This window comes from Streptomyces sp. NPDC054872 (genome assembly GCF_053610705.1).
The window spans coordinates 100,419-121,555 of the sequence record NZ_JBSGYY010000009.1 but is presented as its reverse complement, the minus strand read 5'-3'; the positions used below and the strand labels follow the sequence as shown (position 1 = coordinate 121,555).

At 70.7% G+C, this 21,137-nt stretch carries 19 protein-coding genes; 15 read left to right on the top strand and 4 right to left on the bottom strand.

Annotation, left to right across the window (positions count from 1 at the left end):
• Positions 1-93 precede the first annotated feature (93 nt).
• Positions 94-1,344: a hypothetical protein gene (locus tag ACWGIH_RS13590; protein WP_453443345.1), complete on the top strand. Its 1,251-nt coding sequence runs from the start codon at positions 94-96 to the stop codon at positions 1,342-1,344.
• Positions 1,345-1,370: 26 nt separating this feature from the next.
• Here ACWGIH_RS13590 and ACWGIH_RS13585 read toward each other — a convergent pair whose 3' ends face one another.
• Both ACWGIH_RS13585 and ACWGIH_RS13580 read right to left on the bottom strand, forming a co-directional pair.
• Entirely contained in the window at positions 1,371-2,702 is a 1,332-nt protein-coding gene (locus tag ACWGIH_RS13585) for a D-arabinono-1,4-lactone oxidase (RefSeq protein WP_453443344.1), read from the bottom strand.
• Positions 2,650-3,900: an MFS transporter gene (locus tag ACWGIH_RS13580; protein ID WP_453443342.1), complete on the bottom strand. Its 1,251-nt coding sequence runs from the start codon at positions 3,898-3,900 to the stop codon at positions 2,650-2,652. The genes ACWGIH_RS13585 and ACWGIH_RS13580 overlap by 53 nt, the downstream gene beginning before the upstream one ends.
• 155 nt (positions 3,901-4,055) lie before the next feature.
• On the opposite strand from ACWGIH_RS13580, the gene ACWGIH_RS13575 reads away from it, so the two are divergent.
• Together ACWGIH_RS13575 and ACWGIH_RS13570 are read left to right on the top strand one after the other, a co-directional pair.
• Positions 4,056-5,183: a ferrochelatase gene (locus ACWGIH_RS13575; RefSeq protein ID WP_453443341.1), complete on the top strand. Its 1,128-nt coding sequence runs from the start codon at positions 4,056-4,058 to the stop codon at positions 5,181-5,183.
• A gap of 42 nt (positions 5,184-5,225) precedes the next feature.
• A complete protein-coding gene (locus tag ACWGIH_RS13570) occupies positions 5,226-6,038 on the top strand; it encodes an inositol monophosphatase family protein (RefSeq protein ID WP_453443339.1) in 813 nt (270 codons plus the stop codon).
• A gap of 125 nt (positions 6,039-6,163) precedes the next feature.
• Here ACWGIH_RS13570 and ACWGIH_RS13565 read toward each other — a convergent pair whose 3' ends face one another.
• On the bottom strand, positions 6,164-6,337 hold the full coding sequence (locus tag ACWGIH_RS13565) for a hypothetical protein (RefSeq protein WP_351173867.1): 174 nt from the start codon (positions 6,335-6,337) through the stop codon (positions 6,164-6,166).
• Between the two features lie 304 nt (positions 6,338-6,641).
• Between ACWGIH_RS13565 and ACWGIH_RS13560 the strand changes: the two genes are divergently transcribed.
• The 4 genes from ACWGIH_RS13560 (at position 6,642) to ACWGIH_RS13545 (ending at position 10,176) form a co-directional block, all read left to right on the top strand.
• Positions 6,642-7,295, top strand: coding sequence for a response regulator transcription factor (locus ACWGIH_RS13560; RefSeq protein ID WP_135331070.1), 654 nt, complete (start codon positions 6,642-6,644; stop codon positions 7,293-7,295).
• Between the two features lie 6 nt (positions 7,296-7,301).
• Positions 7,302-8,534: a sensor histidine kinase gene (locus tag ACWGIH_RS13555; RefSeq protein ID WP_453443337.1), complete on the top strand. Its 1,233-nt coding sequence runs from the start codon at positions 7,302-7,304 to the stop codon at positions 8,532-8,534.
• A gap of 393 nt (positions 8,535-8,927) precedes the next feature.
• Positions 8,928-9,224: a DUF4193 domain-containing protein gene (locus tag ACWGIH_RS13550; RefSeq protein WP_055544889.1), complete on the top strand. Its 297-nt coding sequence runs from the start codon at positions 8,928-8,930 to the stop codon at positions 9,222-9,224.
• Between the two features lie 13 nt (positions 9,225-9,237).
• A complete protein-coding gene (locus ACWGIH_RS13545; RefSeq protein ID WP_453443336.1) occupies positions 9,238-10,176 on the top strand; it encodes a hypothetical protein in 939 nt (312 codons plus the stop codon).
• A gap of 97 nt (positions 10,177-10,273) precedes the next feature.
• On the opposite strand, the gene ACWGIH_RS13540 is transcribed toward ACWGIH_RS13545, so the two are convergent.
• Positions 10,274-10,723 carry a DUF3093 domain-containing protein gene (locus ACWGIH_RS13540; protein ID WP_453443335.1) on the bottom strand — a complete coding sequence of 150 codons (450 nt, stop codon included), beginning with the start codon at positions 10,721-10,723 and terminating at the stop codon, positions 10,274-10,276.
• A 58-nt stretch (positions 10,724-10,781) separates the two neighbouring features.
• Between ACWGIH_RS13540 and ACWGIH_RS13535 the strand changes: the two genes are divergently transcribed.
• From ACWGIH_RS13535 to ACWGIH_RS13500, 8 genes are all read left to right on the top strand, one after another.
• Positions 10,782-11,366, top strand: a complete 585-nt coding sequence (locus ACWGIH_RS13535) for a PaaI family thioesterase (protein WP_363209930.1) — start codon at positions 10,782-10,784, stop codon at positions 11,364-11,366.
• Complete coding sequence (gene dut, locus ACWGIH_RS13530) at positions 11,363-11,899, top strand: dUTP diphosphatase (RefSeq protein WP_453443333.1); 537 nt, start codon at positions 11,363-11,365, stop codon at positions 11,897-11,899. The genes ACWGIH_RS13535 and dut overlap by 4 nt, the downstream gene beginning before the upstream one ends.
• A gap of 1 nt (position 11,900) precedes the next feature.
• On the top strand, positions 11,901-12,674 hold the full coding sequence (locus ACWGIH_RS13525) for a DUF3710 domain-containing protein (RefSeq protein ID WP_453443332.1): 774 nt from the start codon (positions 11,901-11,903) through the stop codon (positions 12,672-12,674).
• A 316-nt stretch (positions 12,675-12,990) separates the two neighbouring features.
• A complete protein-coding gene (gene kdpF / locus ACWGIH_RS13520; RefSeq protein ID WP_033264828.1) occupies positions 12,991-13,080 on the top strand; it encodes a K(+)-transporting ATPase subunit F in 90 nt (29 codons plus the stop codon).
• A gap of 8 nt (positions 13,081-13,088) precedes the next feature.
• Positions 13,089-14,753, top strand: a complete 1,665-nt coding sequence (kdpA, locus tag ACWGIH_RS13515; RefSeq protein WP_453443330.1) for a potassium-transporting ATPase subunit KdpA — start codon at positions 13,089-13,091, stop codon at positions 14,751-14,753.
• A 107-nt stretch (positions 14,754-14,860) separates the two neighbouring features.
• Complete coding sequence (gene kdpB / locus ACWGIH_RS13510; protein WP_453443486.1) at positions 14,861-16,975, top strand: potassium-transporting ATPase subunit KdpB; 2,115 nt, start codon at positions 14,861-14,863, stop codon at positions 16,973-16,975.
• 23 nt (positions 16,976-16,998) lie between these two features.
• Positions 16,999-17,679 (top strand): potassium-transporting ATPase subunit C, encoded by a 681-nt coding sequence (locus ACWGIH_RS13505; RefSeq protein WP_453443329.1) that lies wholly within the window; start codon positions 16,999-17,001, stop codon positions 17,677-17,679.
• Positions 17,680-17,846: 167 nt separating this feature from the next.
• A complete protein-coding gene (locus tag ACWGIH_RS13500) occupies positions 17,847-21,098 on the top strand; it encodes an FtsX-like permease family protein (RefSeq protein WP_453443327.1) in 3,252 nt (1,083 codons plus the stop codon).
• Positions 21,099-21,137 lie beyond the last annotated feature (39 nt).

The window sequence follows — 21,137 nt, the reverse complement described above, 5'->3', positions numbered from 1 at the left end:
CACTTCACGGAATCTCCAAAAACGGAACTATCCACTTCACCCATACGTCCCTTTCTCGTGCAGTCAGTCGAGAAAGGGAGGCAAGGGTCGGAGATGCGTGAAAAGCCGGAATCCGTCATGGAGTCGAAGGACCGGACGGAACCGACGGACTCGGTGGAGAAGAAACGGCGTCTCGACCTGAGCGTGCCGCAGGTGGCGGGAAGCGCCGTGGCGGCGGTCGTGGCGGCGAAGCTCGCGTCGAGCTTCGGCGTCTACGGCACGATCCTCGGTGCCGGAGTGGTGAGTGCCGTCGCGACCTGCGGCGGCACGATTTTCCAGCACTTCTTCAGCCGCACGGGCGAGCAGATACGTGACGTCACGGTGCAGGCCAAGCCGAGGGCGCGGCAGGTCCCGCTGACCGACGGCTCGGGGGCGCCGGTGGCGCAGACGTTCAGAGCGGCGGCGTACACGGGTGCGGCTACCGCGCACCCCGGGGCGGGGCCCGTGACGACGACATGGGGGAGGACGGTCGAGCCGGACGCCACGTCGGTGCCGCCTTCCGCCGGTGACGTGGACGCGGACCGCACGACCGTGCTTCCCACCACCGCCGTTGACGCGGATCGGACCAACGTGCTCCCGGTCGTGGACGCCGACACGGACCGCACGACCCTGCTGCCCCTGGCGGACGCCGGAGCCGGCGTCGACGCCGAGAAGACCCAGCTGCTCGGTTCGGTCGACGCCACGCAACTGGTGCCCCGGGACGACGCGACGCGCGTCCTGCGGCAGGCGGCGCCGCCCGCCGCACAGGAGCCGGCGGCGCCACCGCTTCCCTCGGACGAGTTCACCCACGGCACCACGCACCGCACACAGGTCCGAAGCTGGAAGCGGCCGTTGATCGCGGCCGCGGTGGTCTTCGGTGTCGCCATGGCCGGCATCACGACGTACGAGATCGTCTCCGGCGAGGACTTCAGCGGGGGCCACGGCACCACGATCGGCAACGGCTTCTCGGGCAGGAACAGCTCGCCGAACCAGCAGCCCACCCCCTCGACCGATCCCTCCGGGCAGCCGTCCGACGGCGCGTCCACGGGCACGGACGACGGTTCGCGGCAGGACGGCGACGCGTCGCAGGATCCGGACGGGACGAACTCGCAGTCGCCGGACAACGGCAACGACTCGGGCTCCGGTTCGAAGCAGGACCCCGACAAGGGAACGGACTCCGGTACGGACTCCGGGGACGACGACGGCTCGAAGACGGACCCGACCCCGACGCCGACTCCCACCCCGACTCCGACGCCGACCCCGTCGAACGGCGACGGCACCGACGGCGGGAGCGACGTACAGCGGGGAGAGACCGCCACTCCGTAGACGGCCCTCCCCGTGGACGGCGGGCCTCAGTCGCCCAGCACGCGCCGCAAGTAGTCGTTGCCGAACATGCGCTCCGGGTCCAGGCGGTCGCGCAGGGCCGTGAACTCGGCGAAGCGCGGGTAGGCCTGCGCGAAGTAGTCGGCGCCGCGGGTGTGGATCTTGCCCCAGTGGGGCCGGCCGTCGTGCGCGGTGAAGATCCGCTCCGCGGCGGTGAAGTACGCCTGGTAGGGCGTGCCCCGGTACATGTGGACGGCGATGTACGCGCTCTCCCGGCCCGAGGCCGTGGAGAGCGTGATGTCGTCCGCGGGGGCCGTGCGGACCTCCACGGGGAAGCTGATCCGCAGATTCGAGCGCTCCACCATCGTCTTCAGCTCACGCAGCGTCTCGACGAGGGCCGCCCGCGGAACGGCGTACTCCATCTCCACGAAGCGCACCCGGCGCGGGCTTGTGAAGACCTTGTAGGGGATGTCCGTGTAGGTGCGGGCGGAGAGGGCCTTGCTGGAGATCTTGGCGATGCCCGGGATGGTCGCGGGGACGGCCCTGCCGATCGTGTTGACCACCTGGAAGAGGCCGTTGGAGAGAATCTCGTCCTCTACGAAGGCGCTGACCTTCCCGGGCGGGGCGGCAGGGCCGAGGCTGCGGTTGTTGCGCTTGGTGGTGCAGTTGCCGGTGTGCGGGAACCAGTAGAACTCGAAGTGCTCGTTCTCCGCGTGCAGTGCGTCGAACTCACCCGTGACCCGGTCGAAGGTCATGGGCTCCTCACGGGCGGTGAGGAAGAAGACGGGCTCCACGGCGAAGGTGATCGCGCTGATCACGCCGAGAGCGCCGAGGCCGACCCTGGCCGCCGCGAAGACCTCGGGATTCTCCTTCTCCGAGCAGGTGAGGACGGTGCCGTCCGCGGTGACCAGCTCAAGTGCCTTGATCTGGGCGGAGATGGAGGCCGAATCACGGCCCGTGCCGTGCGTGCCGGTACTCGTCGCACCGGAGACCGTCTGCTCCATGATGTCGCCCATGTTCGTGAGCGACAGGCCCTCGCGGGCGAGCGCCGCGTTCAGGCGCTTCAGCGGAGTGCCCGCTTCCACCGTGACGGTGCCGGCCTCGCGGTCGATCTTGCGGATGCCCGTGAGGAGTTCGGGGCGTATCAGGAGGCCGTCGGTGGCCGCGGTGGCCGTGAAGGAGTGGCCGGTGCCGACCGGCTTCGCCCTGAGGCCGTCCTCCCTGGCCGCACGGAGCGCGGCGGAGAGCTCGTCGACCGACGCGGGGGTGACCTCCCTGGCCGGGCGTGCGGTGACGTTGCCCGCCCAGTTACGCCACGGTGTCGTGCTCTTCCCGCTGCCCGTGCCCGTTGCCGTGCTCATGGGTCCCTCCCCGTTGCGGAGCCGGCGCTTTCAGCCGGCGATACCCAAGGAATCCGACCGCCACCGCGACGGCCCCGGAAAGCCCGGGAACCGCGTACCCGGCGTCCGATCCGGCCGCGTCGATGACCCAGCCGGCCGCGGAGGAGCCGAGCGCGACGCCGACCGCGAGTCCGGTGCTCACCCAGGTCATGCCCTCGGTCAGCTTCGCGCGTGGTACGTGCTGTTCGACGAGGGCCATCGTCGTGATCATGGTCGGCGCTATGGAGAGGCCCGCGATGAACAACGCCACGGCCAGAAACGGAAGGTTCCCGACCAATTGAAGCGGGATCATACTCACGGCCGTCGTGCAGACGCCCAGCAGCCACCTCGGCGCGGCAGCGCCCTTGAAGTGCACGAGCCCGAAAGCCGCTCCGGCCAGACAGGAGCCCAGCGCGTACACCGCGAGTGCGAGGCTGGCCATCGCCTTGTGCCCGAGGTCCTCGGAGTACGCGACGGTCACCACGTCGATGGAGCCGAAGATCGCGCCGGTCGCCACGAAGGTCGCGACCAGGACCTGCAGCCCGCCGGAGCGCAGCGCCGAACCCTTCGTGTGGTGTTCGCGGCCGTGCGGCACGGGCTCGGTGGCCCGCTGGGCCGTCAGCCAGAAGACGCCCACGGCGAGGAAGACCCCGGCGAGCAGCGGCCCGGCCTCCGGGAACCACACCGTGGAGAGGCCGATCGAGATGATCGGCCCGAAGATGAAGCAGACCTCGTCCACCACGGACTCGAAGGAGTACGCGGTGTGCAGCTGCGGGGTGTCCCGGTAGAGCACCGCCCAGCGCGCCCTGATCATCGAGCCCACGCTCGGCACGCAGCCGACCAGCGCGGCGAAGGCGAACAGCGTCCAGTCCGGGAGCTCGTACTTCGCGCAGAGCAGCAGCCCGGCGACCGCCGCCAGGGACGCCAGGGTCGCGGGCCGCAGCACCCGGCGCTGGCCGTACCGGTCGACCAGACGGGAGATCTGCGGGCCGATGGCGGCGGCGGAGAGCGCCACGGTCGCGGAGAGCGCGCCCGCGAGTCCGTACCGCCCGGTGAGCTGGGACACCATCGTCACGATGCCGATGCCCATCATCGAGAGCGGCATCCGGCCGAGGAAGCCGGCGGTCGTGAACCCCTTGGTGCCGGGGGCGGCGAAAATGGCGCGGTAGGGGCTGGGCACGTGGACTCCGCTTGGGCGCCGGGGCGGCTCCGCGAAGACCATGGGCGGAGGCGTTCCGGTAAGGCGTAAAGATGGCCAATACAGCTTACGGTTCCGACAGGGCCGGACGCACCATGATTTTCCGGCTGTCAGTGGCGGGTGGCAGGATCGGATACATGTCCGATGCGCTCGATGCCTCTCCCTATGACGCCCTGCTGCTGCTCTCGTTCGGCGGCCCCGAAGGGCCAGACGACGTGGTCCCGTTCCTGGAGAACGTGACGCGGGGCCGCGGCATCCCCAAGGAGCGGCTCAAGGAAGTGGGTCAGCACTACTTCCTCTTCGGCGGGGTCAGCCCGATCAACGACCAGAACCGCGCCCTCCTCGACGCGCTGCGCAAGGACTTCGCCGACCACGGCCTCGACCTGCCGGTCTACTGGGGCAACCGCAACTGGGCGCCCTATCTGACCGACACGCTGCGCGAGATCGTCCGCGACGGCCGCCGCCGCGTGCTCGTCCTCGCCACCAGCGCGTACGCCTCGTACTCGGGCTGCCGCCAGTACCGGGAGAACCTGGCCGACTCCCTCGCCGCGCTCGCCGCCGAGGGCCTTGACGTGCCGCGCGTCGACAAGCTGCGGCACTACTTCAACCACCCCGGTTTCGTCCGTCCCATGATCGACGGGGTTCTGAAGTCCCTGGCCGACCTCCCCGGCGACGTGCGGGAAGGGGCGCACCTCGCCTTCACGACGCACTCCATCCCCACCGCGGCCGCCGACACCTCCGGCCGCGTCGAGGACCATGGGGACGGCGGTGCCTACGTCAAGGAGCACCTGGACGTGGCGCGCCTCATCGCCGACGCGGTGCGCGAGGAGACCGGCGTCGCACACCCCTGGGAGCTCGTCTACCAGTCGCGCAGCGGCGCCCCCCACATCCCGTGGCTCGAGCCCGACATCTGCGATCACCTCCAGGAGCGCCGGGACGCGGGCGCGCCCGCCGTGGTGATGGTCCCGATCGGTTTCGTGTCGGACCACATGGAGGTGCTGTACGACCTCGACACCGAGGCCGAGGCGAAGGCCGCGGAGCTGGGTCTGCCGGTCCGCCGCTCGGCCACGGTGGGCGCCGACCCGCGGTTCGCCGCCGCGGTCCGGGAGCTGGTCCTGGAGCGTTCCGCCACGGAGAGCGGCCGCGAGGTCGCGCCCTGCGCCCTGGGCGCGCTCGGCGCGAGCCACGACCTCTGCCCGGTGGGGTGCTGCCCCGCTCGCGCCCCCAAGCCCGCGGCCGCGGGCGCCGACAGCCCGTACGCGTGACCCGGGAACCCCGCAGGCGACCCCGTAGGCACTAGGAGCACCGTGACCGACCCCGCAGAACAGCAGCTGAAGGCCGAACTGCTCGGCGTCGCCCTGGAGGCCGCGCACCGGGCGGGAGCCTTCCTGCGCGACGGGCGCCCGGACGACCTGGGCGTGGCCGCCACCAAGACCAGCGCGGTCGACGTCGTCACCGAGATGGACATCGCATCCGAGAAGCTGATCACCGACTTCTTCGCCGAGCGCAGGCCCGCCGACGGCGTGCTGGGCGAGGAGGGCGCGAGCTCCGAGGGCAGCAGCGGCGTCCAGTGGGTGATCGACCCGATCGACGGCACCGTGAACTACCTGTACGGGCGCCCCGACTGGTCGGTGTCCATCGCGGCCCGCAAGGACGGCGAGACACTCGTCGGCGTGGTGCACGCCCCGATGCGCGGGGAGACCTACCGGGCCGTCCTCGGGGAGGGCGCCTTCGTCAACGACAAGCCCGCGCGCACCCGCCCCGCGCCCCCGTTCGAACAGGCCCTCGTCGGGACCGGGTTCGGTTACGTCGCCGCGCGCCGCGTCCGGCAGGCCGAGGTGGCCCGGCAGCTGATCCCGCTGGTCCGCGACATCCGCCGGGGCGGCTCTGCGGCCATCGACCTGTGCGACGTCGCGCTCGGCCGCCTGGACGCGTACTACGAGCGTGGCCTCAACCCCTGGGACTTCGCGGCCGGTGACCTCGTCGCGCGGGAGGCGGGCGCCCTGACCGGTGGACGCCCCGGAGAGCCCCCCACGGGCGAGCTGACCATCGCGGCCCCGCCCGGCCTCTTCGAGGACCTGCAGGGCCGCCTGGAGGAGCTCGGCGCCTGGCACGACTGACCACCGGGCGGAGCACCCGCCTCGGGCACGCGGAAGGGCCCCGGCATCTCGTCCACAGATGCCGGGGCCCTTCTGCCTGTGCTGGATCAGGGATCGATCAGGAGCAATCGATCAGGAGCGCTGGGTCAGGCGTGCAGCACGCCGACCTCCACGCCGTGCTCGGCGGCCAGGCGGTGGAGATCTTCGAGCTCGGCCTGCTCGACCTCGGCAAGGAAGTCGTCGCCCGTCTCACGGGCCTTCGTGAGGTCGGATTCCGTGGCCTTTATGCGCTGCAGCAGTCCTGCGGTAAAAGCGTCCATGGTTGCGCCCCCTCGGCTGGGTCGTGGGTCGATGGCACGGGGGTGTGCCCTCAAGAAGGGGCGATCACGTCTCAAGCCGCCCTGGAGGAAGCGGTTCGTGGCGCGCCACATACAAAGCGTGATCGCGGGGTGTGAGGTCGTCCTCCCCTCGCTCCCTCTCACGGAAACCTCAACCCCCGGAGAAAATCCCGCATTCCCCGGCCGGGACACCGCCTTACAGCCGGTTTATGGCCGAAAGGGGCAGGATGGAGGCCACACCCCACGAACAGACCTGCCCGCAGGGGCACAGAGGAAGGACAGCGCCGTGCGCGTACTCGTCGTCGAGGACGAGCAACTGCTCGCCGATGCGGTGGCCACCGGACTGCGCCGGGAGGCCATGGCCGTCGACGTCGTGTACGACGGAGCGGCCGCCCTGGAACGCATCGGGGTCAATGACTACGACGTCGTGGTGCTCGACCGGGACCTCCCGCTCGTGCACGGGGACGACGTCTGCCGCAAGATCGTCGAGCTCGGCATGCCGACCCGTGTCCTGATGCTCACCGCGTCGGGTGACGTCAGCGACCGCGTGGAGGGCCTGGAGATCGGCGCCGACGACTATCTCCCCAAGCCCTTCGCGTTCAGCGAGCTCACGGCACGCGTGCGTGCCCTCGGCCGGCGTACGAGCGTGCCGCTGCCGCCCGTCCTGGAGCGCGCCGGGATCAAGCTCGACCCGAACCGCCGCGAGATCTTCCGCGACGGCAAGGAGATCCAGCTCGCGCCGAAGGAATTCGCCGTCCTCGAAGTGCTGCTGCGCAGCGAGGGAGCCGTCGTCTCCGCCGAGCAGCTCCTCGAGAAGGCATGGGACGAGAACACCGACCCGTTCACGAACGTGGTCCGGGTGACCGTCATGACCCTGCGGCGAAAGCTCGGCGAGCCCGCCGTCATCGTGACGGTGCCCGGCTCCGGCTACCGGATCTGATCCCGGGTGGCCGCGACCCCGGCGCCGCCAGCAGCGCCTCCGAAACCCACCTGGGACCCCAGGAAGGCCGAACCGCCCTTCCCGTGGCTGCGCCCCACGATCCGCATACGCCTCACGCTGCTGTACGGCGGCATGTTCCTGATCGCCGGCATCCTGCTGCTCTCGATCATCTACCTGCTCGCCGCGCAGGCACTGAACGTGGGCAGCGACCTGCCGTTCAAGATCGTTTCCGGCCAGGTGGCCAGCGACATGTGCAACTTCCCGAGCTCACCGTCGGCCGGCGAGCTCAACAACGCCATGAACGCCTGCGTCAACGAACAGCGCCAGCACGCCCTGGACAACCTCCTGAGCCGCTCGCTGCTCGCCCTGCTCGGGCTCGCGGTGATCGCCTTCGCCTTCGGTTACGCGATGGCGGGCCGCGTCCTGTCACCGCTGGGCCGCATCACGCGCACCGCGCGCAGGGTGGCCGGCACGGACCTGTCGCGGCGCATCGAACTGGACGGCCCGGACGACGAGTTGAAGGAGCTCTCGGACACCTTCGACGAGATGCTGGACCGCCTTGAGCGGGCCTTCACGGCCCAGCAGCGGTTCGTCGGCAACGCCTCGCACGAGCTGCGCACGCCGCTGGCGATCAACCGCACGCTGCTCGAGGTGCACCTCTCCGACCCGGGGGCGCCCGCCGAGCTCCAGCAGCTCGGCAAGACGCTCCTGGCGACCAACGAACGCAGCGAGCAGCTCGTGGAGGGCCTGCTGCTGCTCGCCCGCAGCGACAACCAGATCGTGGAGCGCAAGCCGGTCGACCTCGCCGAGGTCGCCGACCGCGCCGTCGACCAGGTGCTGACCGAGGCGGACGCGAAGGGCGTGGAGATCCGCGGTGAGCGCGGCCCGGCCGTCGTGCAGGGCAACGGCGTCCTCCTGGAGCGGATCGCCCTGAACCTCGTCCAGAACGCCGTCAGGTACAACGTGTCGGGCGAGGGTTGGGTCGAGGTCACCACGGAGGCCCAGCACGGCCAGGCGGTTCTCGTGGTGTCGAACACGGGCCCCGTGGTGCCCGCGTACGAGATCGACAACCTCTTCGAGCCGTTCCGGCGGCTCAGGACCGAGCGCACCGGCAGCGACAAGGGCGTGGGACTCGGCCTGTCGATCGCCCGGTCGGTGGCACGTGCCCACGGGGGCCGTATCATCGCGGAGCCGCGCGAGGGGGGAGGGCTCGTGATGCGGGTCACCCTTCCTCTCTGAGATGCTGCCGCGGACGCGCCGCCATGTTCGCTTTGCGCGGAATTTTCGGGACCTGTTCCCGAAGACTTTCTGTGCGATCGATCACAGGGGCGAATTTTCGGCCATCTACTCTCCGTGATCGTGAAAGTCGTTGGAAAGCCGGGAAAATCCGGGTTTTCAGGGGTCTTGATCACGGGAAGTACACGGGGTGGCGCCTGTGGAGTGCGACATTCGGACCGTGTACGGTCCCGATCGCCATCCAAACCGATCACCTCTTCAGGGGTGCGGTTGGGTGTCGATTGAGTAACAGACCTTGATGTGAGGCAAAATCTCCGCCTCAGGTCGGGCACAAGTCCGGCCTCTCACGCGTTACGTGCGCTGAGACACCGCAGACACCCAGAGGGGGAGAGCGACATGGCAACGGACTACGACACCCCACGCAAGACCGACGATGACGTCAACGAGGACAGCATCGAGGAACTGAAGGCGCGGCGGAACGACAAGTCGACCTCGGCAGTGGACGTCGACGAGTTCGAGGCCGCAGAGGGCCTTGAGCTGCCCGGCGCGGACCTGTCGAACGAGGAGCTCGCCGTACGGGTGCTCCCGAAGCAGCAGGACGAGTTCACCTGCATGAGCTGCTTCCTGGTGCACCACCGCAGCCAGCTGGCCAGGGAGAAGAACGGCCAGCCGATCTGCCGCGACTGCGACTAGGGCAGGGTCGGCCGTGACAGGCTCGACCCCGCCGAGGAAGCGCCGCTTCGGCAAGCGCGGAGCGGACCAAGAGAGCGCCGTCCCCAACGGCGTGCGTGACGACGAGCGGGGCTCTTCCCCCACAGGAACAGCCTCGCTCGGACCGGCGAACGCCCTGGAGCCGGCACACGACGAGACGGCGGCCGACAAGGCGTCCAGGACCTACGGGTCCAAGGGCCGCGTTGCCGCCGTCACGGACGGAGTCATGGCGGGCGTACGCATGAGCGGACGCGGCGCCAAGGCCGGCATCGGCTATCTCGCCGACCGGCTCATCGAGAACGCCCCGCGGGTCCCGATCCGCGATCTGAGCACCCTTCGCAGACAGTTCCCGGGCCTGGACGCGGAGCGGCTCGCGGACAAGCTCATCTCCGGCGCGGCCAACGCGACCTCGACGGTCGGTGCCGGGGTCGGCGCCGCGGCGATGATGCCCGTGCCGCCCGCGATGCCCGCGGAGATGGCCGCCGAGATCACCGGGGTCGCGGCGATCGAGCTGAAGCTCATCGCCGAACTCCACGAGGTCTACGGCAGGCGCCCGCCGGGCAACCTCAAGGAGCGAAGCTCCGCCTACCTCACCGCGTGGACCGAGGAGCGCGGCATCGACGTGGTCAAGCCCGCGTCGATCAACGCGGCGCTCGGCGGCCAGATGAAGCGCGAGCTGCGCCAGCAGATCATGAAGCGCATGGTGCGGAACCTCCCGAACCTGATGCCCTTCATGGTGGGCGCCGCGGTCGGGGCCGTGATGAACCGCCGGGACACCAGGAAGCTCGCTGAGCGGGTCCGTGCGGACCTGCGGAGGTCGCAGGTGCCCTGGGACGCCCTGCCGGAGCTGCCGCCCCTTGAGCAGCCCGTGAAGCCGTTCGACCCCCTGCGCCCGCTGCGCCACGGCACGCCGCCCGAGGAGCTGGGGCGCTGACGCGGCAGGACCCGGATGAAGGTCCCCGGCAGCAGTCCCCGAGGCAGCGGATCCCCGGCCCCCCTAGGGGGCGGATCACCGAGAAGGCAGCAGACCCCTACGAAGAAGTCCGGACCGCCGTGAGCGCTGCCGCGAGCGCCTCGGGGTGCCGCGTCGACACGTACACGTACGGAGTCGGGTCCTGCGGGTCCGTGATCTCGACGCGCAGTGCCGTGGGGATGTAGGCGCGCAGCAGCATGAAGGCGCGCGGGTCGGCCTTCGGGCCGCGCCAGGCGCGCGCCCCTTCCGCGTCGAGCACCTCGGGCTCGCCCAGTGCGGCGACCGGGATCTTCGCGTCGCCCGCGACGAGCGAACCCGCCACCACGCGGATCCGGGGGGAGCCGTACGAACTGGTGACGACCGCGGCGACCGCCGTCCCGGCGACCAGGCCGCCGAGCAGCGGCAGGGTGCCGAAGGGGAGCATGATCAGCGCCGTCGCGATGCCGACCAGGAGCGAGACAAGCCACCAGGAACGGGGCGCCGTCAGGCGTTCTTCGTAAGGCTGCATGTACGCAAGCTTGGCACGATGAGCTGTGTGACCGGACTCGCGGGTAAGGTCTGCGGCTGTGAGTGGTACTTCAGCAGCTCTGACGCCCCCGGCCGACGCAATAGCGCCCGTCCGCCACCCCGACGCGCCCGCCCCCGGCGAGCTCATCGGAGCCCACTACGAGCACTGCTTCGGCTGCGGCGAAGGGCAGGCCCACGGCCTGCACCTCGCGACGCGTGCCGGTGAAGGCGTGGGCGTCACCGCCGAGTTCACCGTCCGCGAGGCCCACCAGGGCGCTCCGGGCCTCGCCCACGGCGGAGTGCTCGCCACGGCGCTCGACGAGACGCTCGGCTCGCTGAACTGGCTGCTGCGGGTGATCGCCGTGACCGGCCGGCTCGAGACCGACTTCGTGCGGCCCGTGCCGCTGGGCACCGTGCTCTTCCTCGAGGCCGAGGTGACGGCCGTCTCCGGACGGAAGATCTACTCCCGGGCCACCGGGCGGATCGGCGGCCCCGAGGGGCCCGTGGCCGTCCGCGCCGAGGCCCTCTTCATCGAGGTCAAGGTCGACCACTTCATCGACAACGGCCGCCCGGAGGAGATCCGGGCCGCCATGGACGACCCGGACCAGATCCGCCGCGCACGTGCCTTCGAGGTGAACCCGTGACCCCCGCACCCCGCCCGGAGCTCGACGTGCTGATCCGTCGCGTCGACTCCGATGTACCGCTGCCGTCGTACGCGCAGCCCGGCGACGCCGGAGCGGATCTGCGGACCACCGAGGCGTGCGAACTCGCCCCGGGCGAGCGGGCGGTATTGCCCACCGGGGTGTCTGTCGCGCTGCCGGAGGGGTACGCGGCCTTCGTGCACCCGCGTTCCGGGCTCGCGGCCCGCTGCGGTGTCGCCCTGGTGAATGCCCCGGGGACGGTGGATGCCGGGTACCGTGGAGAGATCAAGGTGATCGTGGTGAATCTCGACCCGCGCGAGCGCGTGCGGTTCGAGCGCTTCGACCGGATCGCTCAACTGGTCGTCCAGCAGGTCGAGAAGGTGCGCTTCCGCGAGGTGGCGGAGCTTCCCGACTCGGCGCGGGCCGAGGGGGGCTTCGGGTCCACCGGCGGCCATGCCGCCGTGGGCGCCGGCTCGGGTGACAAAACGGGTGGGAATCGATACGCATCGGTCGTATCTGACCGGGAAGGACAGTGACGTGTTCGGACGTCGCAAGAAGGACAGTGCCGCCGAGGACGCGGCGGGCGAGGCCGAGCAGGTCGTCGAGGGCCCTGACGGTTCTGACAGCGACGACACGGCCGCGGCGCCGTCGCGCGCGCGGCTCGAGCCCGAGCCCCGCCCCGACGGCCCCTGGGACGTCTCGGAGGTCCGGGAGCCCGGTGAGGGCCGCGTGGACCTCGGTGGCCTCTTCGTACCGGGTGTCGAGGGCATGGAGCTGCGTGTGGAGGTCGCGGGAGACGCGATCGTCGCCGCGACCGTCGTGCTCCAGGACAGCGCCATCCAGCTGCAGGGCTTCGCCGCCCCCAAGAAGCAGGGCATCTGGGGCGAGGTCCGCGAGGAGATCGCCTCGGGCATCACCCAGCAGGGCGGGGTCATCGACGAGGTCGAGGGGCCCCTCGGCTGGGAGCTGCGCGCGCAGGTGCCGGTGCAGCTGCCGGACGGCACGGGCGGCGTACAGGTCGTGCGCTTCATCGGTGTCGACGGTCCGCGGTGGTTCCTGCGCGGGGTCATCTCCGGCCAGGGCGCGGTGCAGCCGCAGGCCGCGGGTCTCCTGGAGCAGATCTTCCGGGACACCGTCATCGTGCGCGGTGACGGCCCGATGGCGCCTCGTGACCCGATCGTCCTGAAGCTGCCGGACGACGCGCAGATGGTCGCCGAGGGCGCTGTCCAGCAGGAGCAGCAGGAGGGCTCGCGCTTCTCCGGTGGCATGGGTCAGCTCCAGCGGGGCCCCGAGATCACCGAGGTGCGCTAGGCACTTCCCCCTCGACAAGCAGTACAGGCCGATGGGTCGCATTCCCGGACGGGAGTGCGGCCCATCGGTGTTTTCGCAGGTGAGAGCGGTGGGGCGTAGGCATCCGTAAGAAAGCCGTCAATGGAGTGCCGACGGACGTAAGGGAGCCGTCAACGGCGGTCTTTTCCGGCCAGGGAGGGGGTTTGCTCAAGGCGCCGGATCAATCGCATCTCATCTCTCTCATCTAGGAGCACACGATGGCCGACGTGGCCTTCGTCGTCACCACGCTCGCGGTCTTCGCGCTGGTGGCGCTCATCGCCAAGGGGGTGGCGAAGCTGTGACTGCCGAGAACATCGTCGGTCTCGTCGTGGCCGTCGCCCTCCTTGGCTATCTCGTACTCGCTCTTGTGTTCCCGGAGAGGTTCTGAGTACGGACATGAGCCCTGTTCTTGCCGGTGTGCTCCAGTTCCTGGCGCTGATCGTGGCGCTCGCCCTGGCATACCGTCCGCTCGGCGACCACATGGCCCGGGTCTACTCCTCCGACAGGCATCTGCGCGTGGAGAAGTGGATCTACAAGGGCATCGGCGCCAACCCGAACGCGGAGATGCGCTGGCCCGCCTACCTGCGCGGAGTCCTCGCCTTCTCCGCCGTGAGCGTGCTGTTCCTGTACCTCCTGCAGCGGCTCCAGGGCTCCCTGCCCGGATCGCTCGGCTTCAAGGCGATCGACCCCGACCAGGCCTTCAACACCGCCGCGTCCTTCGTGGCGAACACCAACTGGCAGTCGTACTACGGCGAACAGGCCATGGGGCACGTCGCACAGACCGGCGGCCTCGCGGTGCAGAACTTCGTGTCCGCCGCCGTCGGCATCGCCGTCGCGGTGGCCCTGGTGCGTGGCTTCGCACGCTCCCGCACCGGAGAGCTGGGGAACTTCTGGGCCGACCTGGTGCGCGGTGTCGTACGCGTTCTGATCCCGATATCGGTGCTCGGCGCGGTCGTCCTCGTCGCCTGTGGCGCGATACAGAACTTCTCGGGCATCCACGGGGTCGGCCAGTTCATGGGCGGCAGCCAGGAGTGGAACGGCGGGGCGGTGGCCTCGCAGGAGGTCATCAAGCTCCTGGGCACCAACGGAGGCGGCTACTTCAACGCCAACTCCGCCCACCCTTTCGAGAATCCGAACGGATTCTCCAACCTCTTCGAGGTCTTCCTGATCCTGGTGATCCCCTTCGCCATCACGCGGACCTTCGGGCGGATGGTCGGTTCCCTCAGGCAGGGGTACGCGATCCTCGCCACGATGGTGACCATCTGGGTCGGATTCACCGCGCTGATGATGTGGACGGAGTTGCACCACGGAGCCCCCGCCCTCGACATCGCGGGCGGCGCGATGGAGGGCAAGGAGACACGGTTCGGGATCGCCGGGTCGGCCATCTTCTCGGTCGCCACGACCCTCACGTCGACGGGCGCGGTCAACTCCTTCCACTCCTCCAACACCGGCTTCGGCGGCGGACTCGACCTCCTCGGCATGCAGCTGGGCGAGATCGCGCCCGGCGGCACGGGATCGGGTCTGTACGGAATGCTGATCATGGCGATCATCGCGGTGTTCATCGCCGGGCTCATGGTGGGCCGTACGCCGGAGTACCTGGGCAAGAAGCTCGGCACCCGCGAGATCAAGCTGGCGGCCTGCTACATCCTCGTCACCCCGGCCCTGGTGCTCGGCTTCACGGCGGTGTCGATGGCGCTGCCCACGCCCAAGGACTCGATGCTCAACTCCGGGGCGCACGGCTTCTCGGAGATCCTCTACGCCTACACGTCGGGCGCCAACAACAACGGTTCGGCGTTCGCCGGTCTCAGCGCCGACACCGACTGGTTCAACACCACGATCGGTCTCGCGATGCTGCTCGGCCGCTTCCTGCCGATGGTGTTCGTCCTCGCGCTCGCCGGCTCGCTGGCCGAGCAGAGGCCGATTCCGGCGACGGCGGGCACGTTGCGTACCGAGAAGCCGCTGTTCACCGGCCTGTTGGTCGGCACCATCATGATCATCACCGGTCTCACGTACTTTCCCGCGCTCGCGCTCGGACCGCTGGCCGAGGGGCTGGCGTCATGACCACCGGCACGGAGAAGGCGACCGGCACGGAAAAGCCGATCAATACAGAGAAGCCGATCAACACAGAGAAGCCGATCAACCCAGAGAAGGCAGAGGAGCCCGGCTCCATGTCCATCGTTACTCCCACCCGCGCGCCGCACCAGGACGTGCCAGGCGGCCATGAGGGCCACCAGGACAGCGGCCGGGTCGGCGGGGGTCTGTTCGACCCCAAGCAGCTCCTGAAGTCCTTCCCGGACGCCGTGCGGAAGCTCGACCCGCGGCTGATGGTCAAGTCGCCCGTCATGTTCGTGGTGCTCGTCGGCTCGGTGATCACCACCGTCCTGGCGGTCAAGGACCCGGGGGACTGGTTCGGCTGGGCGATCGCGGCCTGGCTCTGGCTGACCACGATCTTCGCCAACCTGGCGGAGGCGGTGGCCGAGGGCCGCGGCAAGGCGCAGGCGGACACCCTGCGCAAGGCCAAGACCGACACGGTCGCGCGCCGCCTGAACGGCACGGCCGAGGAGCAGGTGCCCGGCACCGCGCTGCGCATCGGCGACCTGGTCGTCTGTGAGGCGGGCGACGTGATCCCCGGCGACGGTGATGTCGTCGACGGTGTCGCGAGCGTCGACGAGTCGGCGATCACCGGTGAATCGGCGCCGGTCATCCGGGAGTCGGGCGGCGACAGGTCCGCCGTCACCGGCGGCACGAAGGTCCTCTCCGACCGCATCGTCGTCAAGATCACGACGAAGCCCGGTGAGACCTTCATCGACCGCATGATCAACCTGGTCGAGGGCGCGGCCCGGCAGAAGACGCCGAACGAGATCGCCCTCAACATCCTTCTCGCGTCCCTCACCATCGTCTTCCTGCTCGCCGTCGTCACGCTCCAGCCGTTCGCCGTGTACGCCGGAGCCGAGCAGTCCATGATCGTGCTTGCCGCGCTCCTGGTCTGCCTGATCCCCACGACCATCGGGGCGCTGCTGTCCGCGATCGGCATCGCGGGCATGGACCGCCTGGTCCAGCGCAACGTCCTCGCCATGTCCGGCCGGGCGGTCGAGGCCGCCGGTGACATCTCGACGCTGCTGCTCGACAAGACGGGCACCATCACGCTGGGCAACCGGCAGGCCGCCGAGTTCGTGCCGGTGCGCGGGACGACCGAGGCCGAGCTCGCGGATGCCGCCCAGCTGTCGTCGCTCGCCGACGAGACGCCCGAGGGGCGCTCCGTCGTCGTCCTGGCGAAGGAGAGGTACGGGCTTCGCGAGCGTTACCAGGGGGAGTTGGAGGGGGCCGAGTGGGTCGCCTTCACCGCGCAGACGCGGATGTCGGGCGTCGACCTCGTCGAGGGCGGCGCCGGGCGCAAGGTCCGCAAGGGCGCGGCCGGTTCGGTCGTCGCCTGGGTCACGCGGAACGGCGGCACCGTCTCCGACGACACCCGGACCCTGACCGACACGATCTCGCAGGCCGGCGGCACCCCGCTCCTGGTCGCCGCCGACGACGAGCAGGGGGCCCGTGTCCTCGGCGTCATCCATCTGAAGGACGTCGTCAAGGAAGGCATGCGGGAGCGGTTCGACGAGCTGCGGCGCATGGGCATCAAGACGGTCATGATCACCGGTGACAACCCGCTGACCGCCAAGGCCATCGCGGACGAGGCGGGCGTGGACGACTTCCTCGCCGAGGCCACGCCCGAGGACAAGATGGCGCTGATCAAGCGGGAACAGGCAGGCGGCAAGCTCGTCGCGATGACCGGTGACGGCACGAACGACGCGCCCGCGCTCGCCCAGGCGGACGTGGGCGTGGCCATGAACACCGGGACCTCGGCCGCCAAGGAGGCGGGGAACATGGTGGACCTGGACTCCAACCCCACCAAGCTCATCGAGATCGTCGAGATCGGCAAGCAACTCCTGATCACGCGGGGGGCGTTGACGACCTTCTCGATCGCCAACGACGTCGCGAAATACTTCGCGATCATCCCCGCGATGTTCGCCGTGGTGTATCCCGGTCTCGACAAGCTCAACATCATGAACCTGTCCTCTCCGGAGACGGCCATTCTGTCGGCCGTCGTCTTCAACGCGCTGATCATCGTCGCCTTGGTGCCGCTGGCCCTGAGGGGCGTGCGGTACCGGCCGATGAGCGCGGACAGGATGCTGCGGCGCAACCTCGGCGTCTACGGAGTCGGCGGTCTCGTCGCGCCGTTCGTCGGCATCAAGATCATCGACATGGTCATCTCCCTCATCCCCGGGCTGTAGTTCCTGAAAGCGTGCTGATCGTCATGAACAACTCCGTCGCAAGTACGGCACGGCTGCTGGGTGCGGGTCTGCGTGCCCTGGTCGTGCTGACCGTGATCTGCGGTGTCATCTATCCGCTCGCCGTCACCGGGATCGCCCAGGGCCTGTTCCACGACAAGGCCAACGGCTCCGAGATCAGGAGCGAGGGCGAGGTCGTCGGCTCCGAACTCATCGGGCAGCGCTACGACTTGCCGCTGAAGAAGGGCCAGGAGACCGCCGCGCCCGACCTGAAGTGGTTCCAGCCCCGGCCGTCCAACGGTCTCGGCTCCAACCAGGACGCGGGGGTGAACACCCGGTACGACCTGATCCTGTCGGGCGCGACGAACCTGGCCGGTGACAACAAGGACCTGATCGCGAACGTCAAGGAGGCCAAGGCCGCCGTGGTCAAGGACAACTCCACGGCCGGCTTCCAGGTCAAGCCGTCGGACGTGCCGGCCGAGGCCGTCACCTCGTCCGGCTCGGGGCTGGACCCCCACATCTCCCCGGAGTACGCGGAACTCCAGGCCCACCGAGTGGCCGAGAAGAACGGACTTGCCGTGCGCACGGTCGAGAAGCTGGTCGACGAGCACACCGACGGGCGGATCCTCGGTTTCATGGGCGAGCCCCGCGTCAATGTCCTCCAGCTCAATGTGGCGCTGAAGGAGCTTGCCGGCGGCAGGGGTTGATTTTCGCCGACAGGAGCTGATCTTCGCCGGCAAGAGCTGATCCCAGGAGCTGATCCTCCCTCAACTCCCTTGTGGCTCATGGTGATTCGGTCACAGCGACCGAAGCATTGCGGGCCACAATCGCGTACGTCCATACTGTGCCGGTCACGCGGGGGGAGACCGGTGCGGTGAGCGGACGGCGCGTGCCCGCCGTGGTGCGAAGCGGCCGGTACCACGGGATGGTGCTCGGGGCAGCCGGGCTTGCCGTCCTGCTGGCGGCCACCGTCCTCGCGGCCCTCGCCGCGCTGACCGAGAAGGCCGTCGAGGGCGGCGTACGCCAGCGCCTCACCGCGGACCGGGAAGCCGCCGTGGAGGTCGCCGGGCGCTACGACGCGGACGGTGTGCGGCGGCTGGACGCCGACGTACGCGCCGCGGTCGGCCGCACCTACGGCGAGGTGCCCCATCGGACCCGCCTCGCGCTGCGGGCACCGGCGGCGCGCAACGACGAGCTCTCCGTGACCGAGGCAGGTGGCCGGCGCCGCGAGGACGCCACCATGTCCGTGGTCGCGCTCGAAGGGGCCGGGTCGCACGCCGGTCTCGTGGCCGGCCGGTGGCCGCGCACGGGCGCCGCCGACTCCGCCGACGCGCCGGTGGAAACCGCGCTGACCAGGACGTTCGCCGCCGAACTCGCGGTCCGCACGGGCGACTCGGTGTTCGTGCGCGGCGCTGGTGGGCGTCCGGTGCGGATGCGGGTCGTCGGGCTCTACGGGACCGAGGGGCGCGCGCCCGCGGTCTGGGCCGGGCTCAGCAGTACGTTCGGGACGCCCGACTCCATCGCGCTCGTACCCCGCGGCGCGTTCACAGAGCGGCCCGGCCTCGCGAAGGACGCGGGCGCGCTGTGGCTTGGTGTGCCCGAAGCGCGGGGTCTGCGGCTCGGCGACATCGCGCCGCTGGCCGAGCGGGCCCGGCGGTTCGGAGGCAGCGATGCCTCGCTCTCGGTGCTGCGAGGCACGGACCCCGCGGTGGAACTGACGGTCTCGGCAGGGCTGCGCAGGGCGCTGGACCGCCTCACCACGCCCATCGCCGTGGCCCGCGCGGGGCTCTACGTACCCGCCACGCTGCTTGCCGCCCTCGCGGTCGCGGCCCTGGTGCTCACCGGGCGGCAACTCGCCGAACACCGCCGCGCGGAGCTGGCGTTGCTGGCCGCACGGGGCGCCGGGACGCGGCGGCTCGTGCTGTCGACCGGGGTGCAGTGGGCGGTGGTGGCCCTTCCGGTGGGGGTGGCCGCGCCCTTCCTCGCGGGACCGCTGCTGCGGCTCCTCGAAGGCGCGGGGGTGCTGCACGGCGGGGTGCCCGACGCCGCCGCGATCGGTGCCGCCTGGGTGGCCGCCGCCTTCGCCGTCGTGGTGCACGGATGCGCGGTGCTGCTGCCGACGCTGCGGTTGGCGCGGGACCGGCAGGCCGTGAGCCGGCTTCGGCTGCGGGTGGGGAGGTTCGCGGGGGCGCAGCGGGTGGGGGCCGATGTGGTGCTGGCGGCGGTGGCCGTCCTCGGGTGGCTGCAGCTGCGGCAGTACCGCTCTCCGGTGACCGGTGACGGCGTCGACCCGGTGCTCGTGTTCGCGCCGGTGGTGATGACCACCGCGGCCGCCCTGCTCGTGCTGCGCCTGCTGCCCTTCCTGACGCGGCTGGTCGAGCCGCCGGCCAGGCGGGGCAGGGGGCTCGTGCTGCCGCTCGGCGGTTGGCAGATCGCCCGGCGCACGGCACGGCACGCCGGGCCCGCCCTGGTGGTCACGCTGGCCCTGGCCGTCGCGGCCCTGAGCGGCACCGCCCTCGCCGTTCTCGACCGGGGGGACCACGACCAGGCCGCTTTCCAGGTGGGCGCCGACCTGCGGATCGAACCGGGGGAGGGCGTGCCCGCCGGGAGCCGGCGTGCGACGTACGGTGCGTTGCCGGGGGTCGACGCGGTCACTCCCGTGGTGACCACGGAGGGATACATCGGGCAGGACACGGTGGCCGTCACCGGTGTCAACACCGGGCGCGGGCCTGTGCCTTCGCTGCGGGGCGACCTCGCAGAGCGGCCGGTGCGGGAGCTCGTCGCGCCGCTGGGGAAGGGGATTCCGGCGCACGGGCTCGACGTCGGCGGCACGCGTCACATGCGTGAACTGCCGCTGCGGGTGCGGTTGTCGGCCGACGGGGCCGGTCGCGCCGTGCCGGTGCGGCTGACGGTCTTCTTCGAGGACGACGACGGTCTGGTCCACTCAAGTGCGCTTCTTCTCAAGGAAGGCGACTCTCGATCCCTTCCGTTGAAGGTGCCCGTACGAAGCGGTGGCCTGCGGATCCTGCAGATCGACCTGAGCATGGCGGGCGAGACCGTGCGGCGCACCTACCGTCTGCGGATCGACCGGGTGCCGGGGCTCACCCGGCAGGCCGACTGGCGTGACCTGCGCGAGGACGCGCCGGACCGGTACGGGGCGGGATGTCCCGGGGCCGAGCGGCCGCGCGGGACGGTGGGGAAGGCGCCCGGCCCCGTGCTGTGCGGCGACAGGCCTGGAGCCGGAGTGCTGCTCGACGCGGTGCTTCGCGGGCCCGACACGCGGCTCGAGTACCCGACGTGGAGCGTCCGGCTCGGCACGGACAGCGCCAAGGGCCGCCCCGCGACGCCCGCTCTCGCCGATCGCGCGCTGCTGGACTCCGGGGCGGTGCGGGTCGGGGACGTCGTGACGGTGCGGCGCGGCACGGGTGGCAGTGCCCGGCTGAAGATCGTCGGACGGATCGAGGCGGTGCCGGGCGAGGCGCGGGACCGCCCCCGACTGCTTGCCGACTCGCGGGCGATGGCGGCCCAATGGGTGCTGAGCGGGGCGTTGCCGGGGCCGGAGAGCGCGTGGTGGGCGGGGGCCGTGCGCGGTGACGCCGGCGCCGCCTGGGAGGCGGTGCGGGACAGCCCTCGGCTCGGAACAGCCGTGGACGTGCCGCACGCGCGCGTGGCCCTCGGTGAGGACCCGCTGCGGCGGGGCGCCCGTGGCGGCCTCTGGCTCTGCCTCGCCCTCGCACCGGCGTTCGCCGTCATCGCCTTCACGCTGCATACGGTGCTCGCGGCGCGGGCCAGGGAACGGGAGTTCGCGCTGCTGCGGGCCCTGGGACTGCGAAGGGGCCAACTCGCCGCGTACCTGTGGACGGAACAGCTGGCGCTGGCGGGCGTGGCGGCGCTCCTCGGCTCGCTCCTCGGAGCGGGCCTCGCCGCGGTGATCATGCCCGTGGTGACGGTGGACGCGGCCGGGGACCCGGTCTTTCCCGAACTGCTCACCGAGGTGCCGTGGGTGCGGGTGTGGGTGGTGGCGGGCGGAGTGACGCTGGTGGTGTGCGGGGTGGTGAGTGGGGTGGTGCGGGTCCTCGGGCGGGTGGATCTGGGGCGGGTTCTCCGGGCGGGGGAGGACACGTGAGGGGGCCTGCGGGGCGGCTGAGGTGTTCGCGGGTGCGGG

What these genes read in the sequence shown, in the direction of transcription:
- ACWGIH_RS13590 (WP_453443345.1), top strand. Translation starts at nt 94, where the DNA reads ATGCGTGAAAAGCCGGAATCCGTCATGGAGTCGAAGGACCGGACGGAA.
- ACWGIH_RS13585 (WP_453443344.1), bottom strand. Translation starts at nt 2,702, where the DNA reads ATGAGCACGGCAACGGGCACGGGCAGCGGGAAGAGCACGACACCGTGG.
- ACWGIH_RS13575 (WP_453443341.1), top strand. Translation starts at nt 4,056, where the DNA reads ATGTCCGATGCGCTCGATGCCTCTCCCTATGACGCCCTGCTGCTGCTC.
- ACWGIH_RS13565 (WP_351173867.1), bottom strand. Translation starts at nt 6,337, where the DNA reads ATGGACGCTTTTACCGCAGGACTGCTGCAGCGCATAAAGGCCACGGAA.
- ACWGIH_RS13550 (WP_055544889.1), top strand. Translation starts at nt 8,928, where the DNA reads ATGGCAACGGACTACGACACCCCACGCAAGACCGACGATGACGTCAAC.
- ACWGIH_RS13540 (WP_453443335.1), bottom strand. Translation starts at nt 10,723, where the DNA reads ATGCAGCCTTACGAAGAACGCCTGACGGCGCCCCGTTCCTGGTGGCTT.
- kdpA (WP_453443330.1), top strand. Translation starts at nt 13,089, where the DNA reads ATGAGCCCTGTTCTTGCCGGTGTGCTCCAGTTCCTGGCGCTGATCGTG.
- kdpB (WP_453443486.1), top strand. Translation starts at nt 14,861, where the DNA reads ATGTCCATCGTTACTCCCACCCGCGCGCCGCACCAGGACGTGCCAGGC.
- ACWGIH_RS13505 (WP_453443329.1), top strand. Translation starts at nt 16,999, where the DNA reads ATGAACAACTCCGTCGCAAGTACGGCACGGCTGCTGGGTGCGGGTCTG.